This window comes from Streptomyces racemochromogenes, assembly GCF_044129415.1.
GTDB lineage: Bacteria > Actinomycetota > Actinomycetes > Streptomycetales > Streptomycetaceae > Streptomyces > Streptomyces racemochromogenes_A.
Genome location: NZ_JBBDHD010000363.1, coordinates 1 through 326, shown reverse-complemented (window position 1 = coordinate 326; position 326 = coordinate 1). Strand labels below are relative to the sequence as shown.

The window sequence follows — 326 nt, the reverse complement described above, 5'->3', positions numbered from 1 at the left end:
GGCCGCCACCGGGGCCGGAACCGGTGCCGGGGCCTCCTCCGGAGCTTCGGCCGGGGCCTCCTCCAGGATCAGGTGCGCGTTCGTCCCGCTCACCCCGAAGGCCGACACACCAGCCCGGCGCGGCCGCCCCGTGCGCGGCCACTCCCGCGCCTCGGTCAGCAGCTCCACCGCGCCCGCCGACCAGTCCACCTCGGTGGTGGGCACGTCCACGTGCAGGGTGGGGGGCATCACTCCGTTGCGGAGCGCCTCCACCATCTTGATCACGCCGGCCACGCCCGCCGCCGCCTGCGTGTGCCCGATGTTGGACTTCAGCGAACCCAGCCACA

General features: G+C 74.8%; 1 protein-coding gene. It reads right to left on the bottom strand.

Annotated features, from left to right (window positions below; translation table 11 throughout):
- Nucleotides 1-326: ketoacyl-synthetase C-terminal extension domain-containing protein (locus tag WDV06_RS37295; RefSeq protein ID WP_395514218.1), on the bottom strand; the 326-nt coding region annotated here is incomplete at both ends.